This is a genomic window from Oculatella sp. FACHB-28 (genome assembly GCF_014696015.1).
In the GTDB taxonomy this organism is placed as follows: Bacteria; Cyanobacteriota; Cyanobacteriia; order Elainellales; family Elainellaceae; genus JAAUTN01.
The window spans coordinates 1-6,536 of record NZ_JACJPJ010000022.1 but is presented as its reverse complement, the minus strand read 5'-3'; the positions used below and the strand labels follow the sequence as shown (position 1 = coordinate 6,536).

Annotated in this window: 4 protein-coding genes, 1 tRNA gene and 1 pseudogene; 3 read left to right on the top strand and 3 right to left on the bottom strand. The window is 45.5% G+C overall.

From position 1 onward, the window contains the following. Both H6F88_RS01210 and H6F88_RS01205 read right to left on the bottom strand, forming a co-directional pair. Positions 1–149 (bottom strand): annotated as a pseudogene (locus H6F88_RS01210) (photosystem II q(b) protein); the annotation flags it as partial. A gap of 146 nt (positions 150–295) precedes the next feature. After that, positions 296–1,375, bottom strand: coding sequence for a hypothetical protein (locus tag H6F88_RS01205; RefSeq protein WP_206756417.1), 1,080 nt, complete (start codon positions 1,373–1,375; stop codon positions 296–298). A gap of 830 nt (positions 1,376–2,205) precedes the next feature. Here H6F88_RS01205 and H6F88_RS01200 point away from each other — a divergent pair. Both H6F88_RS01200 and cofG read left to right on the top strand, forming a co-directional pair. Next, on the top strand, positions 2,206–2,745 hold the full coding sequence (locus tag H6F88_RS01200; RefSeq protein WP_199333398.1) for a LuxR C-terminal-related transcriptional regulator: 540 nt from the start codon (positions 2,206–2,208) through the stop codon (positions 2,743–2,745). An 11-nt stretch (positions 2,746–2,756) separates the two neighbouring features. Next, positions 2,757–3,731: a 7,8-didemethyl-8-hydroxy-5-deazariboflavin synthase subunit CofG gene (gene cofG / locus H6F88_RS01195; RefSeq protein WP_190640929.1), complete on the top strand. Its 975-nt coding sequence runs from the start codon at positions 2,757–2,759 to the stop codon at positions 3,729–3,731. Here cofG and cpdA read toward each other — a convergent pair. Then, positions 3,705–4,499 carry a 3',5'-cyclic-AMP phosphodiesterase gene (gene cpdA, locus H6F88_RS01190; protein WP_190640928.1) on the bottom strand — a complete coding sequence of 265 codons (795 nt, stop codon included), beginning with the start codon at positions 4,497–4,499 and terminating at the stop codon, positions 3,705–3,707. The two genes, cofG and cpdA, sit on opposite strands and share 27 nt — an antisense overlap. Positions 4,500–4,761: 262 nt before the next feature. Between cpdA and H6F88_RS01185 the strand changes: the two genes are divergently transcribed. Further along, positions 4,762–4,832, top strand: a tRNA-Cys gene (locus tag H6F88_RS01185). Positions 4,833–6,536: the final 1,704 nt, after the last annotated feature.

Here is a 6,536-nt window from a genome sequence, read left to right as displayed (position 1 = left end):
ATGATGAAGCAGATGGTGGCAGAGAGCAGGGTGGGGATCATCAGAACGCCGAACCAGCCTACGTACAGGCGGTTGTCGGTGCTGGTCACCCAGTTGCAGAACTGCTCCCACAGTGATGCGCTCTCGCGCCGCTGTAAGGTCGTTGTCATAGTTATTGAGTGCTTGGTTAAGTAAGAGGACGCACCAGATAATTGCGTCGTATTAGGAGTATAAGACTTTCGTTGCTTTTTGTAAAGTTTGACGGGAGATTCTCATTAAATACAGTGCAATGAAGCTGTAACCCAAAGACTCAAACCTACTCTGCTCTTGCCGTCTTGGGCTTTAGAGTACTCAAAGCTTGCTTAATGTCTAGAGCCAGGAAATGATCTAGCGCTAGATAAGCTCTGTAATAAGAACGCTGAGATTCCTGATGCGTTTTCTGAAAACCTAACGCCTGCCGCAACTCTTCACAGGAAGGGCTAACGACCAGCGAGTACAAATCACAAAGATTCGGAAAATCGTTCTGCATTTGAGCCAGGGTTTGCTGAGCATCCTTCAAAAAACTGTAGATGTGCTGTCCCTGCATGTAGGGAGTGTCAATGATCCAAGCGCGAATGAAGACAGAAGTGCAGTCCAGATCCCCGGGAGCAGCCATCTTAAACGGATCGACATCGGTATCGGCTGTCAAAAAGAAGTTGCGGCTGGGCGGCAAGAAGAAACTATCCTCTGATTCGCTGCTGACCGGATAGAAAATACTAATGCCAACTGGGTTCAGGTTGTCCGATCTGCGTAAGACTCTCATACAAGCAGAGTAGTTCTGTGACCAGTTTCTCAAGCACTTAGCGGTTTTACGGGCGGCTGCGGCAGCAGAAACATCTCGAAGAATTTCGGTGTAGTTTTTGATAAATAGGTTAGCAACCGGAATAACGTCAGTTCGTGGATTAAAAGCATCCGGGTAAAGCTGGACGGATTCTAGAGATTCAGACTGCTCAGCAAAGATTAGCTCTGGTAGGTCTCGAATTCTTAAACAGAGCGTTTGTCCATCAAATCGTTTTTCTAACAAACCTAGACCAATCAAGCGATCGAGCATCATTCCTGCAGCGCGATCGCTCCCTTTTTCCTGTTGACCATAAAATAGCTCTGCTGCTTCTCGGTGGGTACAGGGAATCATTTCCGTCATCGGATAAAGTCGAGTAAGCGGTTGGTCTAACGACTCCCCTCGCTCCTGCTGCGACTTCAATAGCAAGTACGCCCACAGTTTGACAAAATATTCTGCTCGAAGGCGCGTTAGTCCCCCTCTTTCTTGTAAAGCGGTGATATAGCTGCGTTGCCGTTCTATTGGAAACCACCGACCTAGTGACTCTGGGTTAACCATCGGTTGAGAAACAGAAACCATATTTATTTCCGCTGTCTGTTATGAGGATTTGCGATCGCATTACAAAAAACGTGTAATTTTAAGTATCGAATGTACCCAAACGGGTGAGCCACTTCACAAGCTTCAGTTCGATAATCTAAACATCACCTGATTAAGCAACCCAAACTGAGCGTTTTACCTGATGGATAGGATCGAGTTGTAGACAACAGCGGTTGATCCACTTCCAAGTGATTCTCTTTCGGAAAGTGGACGGCTTTCACCACAAACGCTGTAAGCCTACAAGCTATTCCATTCAGCAATGAGGCAGAACATAGTTCTGCCAAGTAACTCTACGGGGCAAACGAGATTGACCCGTTAGCAGAGCGAGCTTTTGGTAGATATTCAAGGATTGGATATTGCAGAGCAACCCGATCCACTAATTTTACATCCGTCATTATTCCGCATTTTCGCGGACAGATTGCCGTAACTATAGAAAAACTTCACACTGCTTCAGTGCGCTTCACCCCACTTCAGCTTATATGTGCTAACTTCACCCTACTAGGGCTACTTACGGCCAGCTCATTGCGAGTTCACTTATGCAACCAGCAGAATGACCTCAAAGCCTGATGAGTACTAAACCTATGTCAATCCGTCTTTGCCCCACCTCTCAAGAATCATTTGTTACGATGCATTCTTCAGTTGAGTACGGTTTGTCAACAAAGCCTCTTTTCAACAAAGCAAATGCTGGCTTAAAGCCTTCTAAGCTTGCCCCAAATAAGCTTGTCCCAAACAAGCTTGTCCCGAAATCTGAACCTCCTAGAGTAGAAATTCTTTCAACTGACTCTACTGATTCGAGTGAATTTTGGGGTGCTTTGGTTGATTTATTGCCAGAGGGAGTGATTGTTGTTGCCCCAAATATGCGTCTGGTTCACCTCAATCTCAAGGCTAGAGAACTTTGTCAACAGCTCACCCAAAACGATTGTGAACTCAGTGTTTTGCCCTCTGCGCTAGTTGAAATTTGCCACCGCTTAATTAGGAAGTCTGGTTCAGAGGAACACGTTCTAATTGTAGAAAGTGAAACTTCTACAGGACTACGACTCCGTATTCGAGCGCGCTGGTTTAGCCCAAAACCTGCTCACGGTGAGAACGCTAGTCCTGTCAATCGTCAGTTCATCCTGCTTCTGATTGAGAGCCATAACGAAGTTTTGCAGGAAGAGCTTTGGATTGAGCGCCGCAAGTATGACTTGACGGAGCGAGAAGCTGAAATTTGGTTACTGCTGCGTCAGGAATATAGCTATCAGGAGATTGCTGAAGCTTTACGCATTAGTTTGAATACCGTGAAAACCCACATCAAAAACGTCTATGCTAAGAGGCGCAGCCATCAAGGGCAGGACAGGCTGCTGATGTTTTAGGGGAATCGGTTTTGTCTACTCAGGTTGTGACCTATAGCCCCGCTTATACGGTGGTGCCAACCTACGAATGCTTTAACCGCTGTACCTACTGCAACTTTCGCGTCGATCCAGGAACAGATGACTGGATGTCTTTGCAACAGGCAGAGGAGCAGTTAAAGCGGCTTCAAGATCGGGGAATTATTGAAATCCTGATTTTGAGTGGTGAAGTGCATCCGCTTAGCGCGCGACGGCACGAGTGGTTTCACCGGATCTATCATCTGTGTGAGTTGGCACTGTCGCTAGGTTTTTTGCCTCATACAAACGCTGGACCGTTGAGCTTTGCAGAAATGGCTCAGCTTAAAACGGTGAATGTGTCGATGGGGCTAATGCTAGAACAGGTCACACCTGAGTTGCTCAAGACTGTGCATCGGCACGCTCCCAGTAAGGAACCCGCTCTGCGTCTTCAACAGTTGGAGTGGGCAGGAGAATTGCGTATCCCTTTTACAACAGGGCTGTTGCTAGGGATTGGTGAGACAGTCGCCGATCGCCTGCAAACATTAGAGGCGATCGCCCAAGTCCAACAGCGTTGGGGACACATTCAAGAAGTAATTTTGCAGCCCCACAGCCCCGGACAGCAGCAAAGCTGGCAGGGATCTGCTTTTGAGATTGATCAACTATTGGAAATGGTGGCGATCGCCCGTGACATGCTGCCGCCAGAAATTACCCTTCAAATTCCTCCCAATCTAATTCCTGATGCAGATCTTTTAATTGCTTGCATTGAAGCAGGTGCAAGAGATTTAGGTGGTATTAGCCCCAAAGATGAGGTTAATCCGGACTACCCTCATCCACGGGATGCAGCATTGAATCAAACTTTAGTAGAAGCGGGCTGGCAGCTTTTGCCTCGTTTACCGATTTATCCTCAGTACGATAGTTGGTTATCCGCTCCACTACAGCTTGTGGTTCAGCGATGGCGTAACAGCTTAGTATCCCGTTGCAGCAAAGTCTAATTGGTTAACACAGTCTATACGCTCTACCCGAGTACTGTAGTTTCCGTCTGGATCAAGATACAGCAATCGAAATCCTGGCTTGAGCTGATCCAGGGCAAAGTTTGCGCTGTTGGGCTTGAATTGCACGCAGGTCGAGGGAGTTCCTAGATAGCGAACACTGTGCCGCCAGTGATCAAACTCTTGATGAATGTGACCAAACAGTACTAGCTTGACCTGAGAATAGCGGTCGAGCACGGCAAACAGATCTGCTGAGTTCTGCAAATTAATTTCATCTATCCAATTTGAACCAATAGGAAAAGGCGGGTGATGCAATGCCAACAGGGTAGGGTGGGGATTTGCCTGGAGCTGCTGTTCCAGCCAATTCAAGCTTTGGGAGGAGAGCTTGCCGTCCACTCGACCCGAAACTGCTGAGTTAAGTAACACAAAATTCCAGCCTCCTCGTTGAAACGTTTTTTCGGCTGAGATGGGCGCAGTATTCAGAACCTGCTCCATAACGGAAGGAACATCATGGTTCCCAGGTAGCCAGTAAACGGGAATTTTTAGAGGTAGTAAAAACTGATACAAACAATAATAGGATTCAACTGTCTCATCTTGAGACAAATCGCCTGTCAACAGGAGTAAGTCTGGTTGAGGCTGCAATTTTTGTAAGCAACTCAACACTGCGTTCAGAGATTTGGCAGTTGGTAAACCAAGCAATTCCTGACTCTTGCCCGCAAATAGATGAGTGTCTGTAATCTGAGCAATGAGGAGGGGGGAGGGGGGAAGCATAGCAGTTAAGGTGAGAGCCGCAAAGATTTTTTAGAAATGAAGATGATGCTTTGATAAAGTAACTTTGAAGTAGACTTAAAAACGCGATCGCATACAGATCTTTTTGTGATTTACATCACAATTCGCCGATTTGCTACAATTTTGCTTCAGCCAAGCAAAATTGAAGGATGTGCCTCAGCGAGGAACGTCTTTCAGAGTTTTAGAAGAGTCGTAAAGATGGTACGGAAGACCCAAAATTTGATATATTGATGATTCAACGAGCGGCGGCATGGCCAAGTGGTAAGGCAGGGGACTGCAAATCCCTTACCCCCAGTTCGAATCTGGGTGCCGCCTTTTTGTACATTTGTAGAGCGAAGGAATAAGTGTCCGTTGTGACTGAGCACATTATATCGCGCAATTTCCAAATGACTTGCGCAATCTTACTTTTTTAAGTGTTTTTACTTACTTTCAAATAGCTTGCGCAAAATTATACCGTTTCCAAATGACTTCCGCAAAAAAATGACCCGCAGTACGAAACACTTGTAGGGCGGCTGAAATTGTTTTACATCAAGGTTTTTTGCTGATTTCTGCAAATCGGAAGTGAGCAAATGAATTGCGCAGATTCACTTTTTGGCAAATGAATTGCGCAGATTTCCGCAATTTGCAAATGACTTGCGCAATTGTGAATAGCCAAAAAGTATGGCGTAATTCGCAAATTAGTGGCATGTTCAGCCTGCATTGCGCACTTTATGTACGTTTTCACAAAAAATGGTGCGGCTTTCAAATTCATGTGTACGTTTGCATGATAAATGTCGCTATTTGCACGATCATGTCGTTATTTGGCGATTCTTTGATAGATTACACAAATTTGCACGTTAATGTCGCTAGAGCTATGTTTTAGAGCTATTTGCAGGTTAATGTCGCAAAATTATCACAGAGCATCTCTTTCTACAGAACCTGATAAAGTACTTGAAGGTTTATCCAGCAAGGCTTTCAAAAGTGAAGCTTGGTTAAACTAAATAGCTACTTGCTTTACAAATAAAACACGCTCAAGCAGTAAACCTAAACACTAGATAGTTATAAGTTATAAATTTAACCCGCGTATTGTTACTCTTAGCTGACGTAGAGGTTTGCAGATATCTGCTGTGGGTGAGCACATAAAATGGCACGATCAGCTGTCAGATAAAGATCTCCGCTAGTTTCTTCGAGCTAAATCTGAGCAAATTGATGGCGTAGATGAACAAATTAGTAAATTAGTGGCACAGATTTCTTCAATTAGCAAATTAGCAGCGCAATCACGAGTACTGAACCCTAAACGAATGGTTCTTGGTTTCGGATGAGTGAGGGAAGGTACCTGACGGGCATTAGCAGCACAGTGCCCAGTCTCGTAGACACTGGTGAGCCAAAATCCTTTCTAAGGAAGGCAAAATGAGATGAGTTTCAGAGGTGAGGCTTGATGAACTACGTACTGCGCCTAAAAACACGCGCTCAAGAATCAATCTGAGCGCTAGATGGCTAATCAATTTAGCCTTGGTATTCTTGGCTATGCAGAGATTTTGCAGACCCCTGCCTCTTTCATTCCTTCTCGATGAGTCCAATTGTAGAGCTTATTCTAACGATGGATGGCTACAGAGGCACCCCTTTCATTCCGTCTTATACCAAAGAGGGCATCGCAACATGCAATGCACAGCAGCATTTCCTTCGGCAAACATACTTTCATTCCGTCTCGCGCCAAATAGGTCATTGCGACTCTTGGCACCTAGAACCTGCAACTTAGTAACAGTTTCAATCCCTGTTTTAGCAGGGCTTCGCTCTTGCATCAAATTCGCCCTCCGTGTAAAGAGGTGAACAAGCAACAACGATCATGAAACCTATAGCTACTTAGGATTTAGGAATTGGCAAAGGTACCGGGAATTTGGCTCCCGCTTCGGTTTGCCAAAAATCGGGCGTTGCACAATGGGTGAATGATTTATCTTAAAGCTGGCACTTGACGGTGCTTCAAGTAGTAAATCAACAACCGAATCGAAGCTTCCAGCATCTCAATCGACTTGGAATAGC